This window comes from Mesorhizobium sp. M7A.F.Ca.CA.004.12.1.1 (genome assembly GCF_003997835.1).
GTDB lineage: Bacteria > Pseudomonadota > Alphaproteobacteria > Rhizobiales > Rhizobiaceae > Mesorhizobium.
This window is the reverse complement of the sequence record NZ_RZRK01001412.1, coordinates 1-670: the sequence shown is the minus strand read 5'-3', so window position 1 is coordinate 670 and position 670 is coordinate 1. Positions and strand designations below refer to the sequence as shown.

The window sequence follows — 670 nt, the reverse complement described above, 5'->3', positions numbered from 1 at the left end:
GCTCTGTGGTTCAATGGCACGTTTCGTCAGGTGATTTCAGGCGCCGCACTTCAGATGCCGGCGCGCGGCCTCCAGATCCAATCCCGCTCCTCAAGGCTCCGTCCGGCTGAACTGCGAGCGTTCGAAGAACAGCACCACACCCAGGCCAAGAATCAGCGGGATGATCAGGTAGAACAGCCGGAACACCAGCAGCGCCGCCAGCACGCCGACCGGATCCATGTCCGACAGGCCGGCGAGAAACACCACCTCGAACACGCCGAGCCCGCCCGGCGCGTGCGAGATCTGCGCGATCGAGAAGGAGACGAGGAAGACGCCCAGTATGACGAAGTAGCCGGGATTGTGGGCTGCGGGCAGGGCAAAGAAGATGATCGCGGCGGCGGCCAGCAACTCGATCGGGCCGATCAGCAACTGCCGCGCGACGATCGGCAGCGCCGGATAATGCAGCTGAAAGCTGGCGATCTTCAGCGGGCGCAGATGCAGCCAGCTGCCGAAGACATAGGCGGCGACGAGCAGCAGCATCGCGATGCCGGCCGCTTCCGACAGGCCATGATGGGCGATGCCGGAAAACCGGTCGAGTATCTCAGGCTCGAACACCAGAACCAGGCCCGAGGCCAAAATCGTCGACAGCACGAAGGTGATCCAGCAGACCGCCACCAGCACGCCGACATCC

1 pseudogene is annotated in these 670 nt (G+C 63.9%); it reads right to left on the bottom strand.

Annotated features, from left to right (window positions below):
• Positions 1–90: 90 nt before the first annotated feature.
• Positions 91–670, bottom strand: a pseudogene (locus EN984_RS36740) (UPF0104 family protein); the annotation flags it as partial.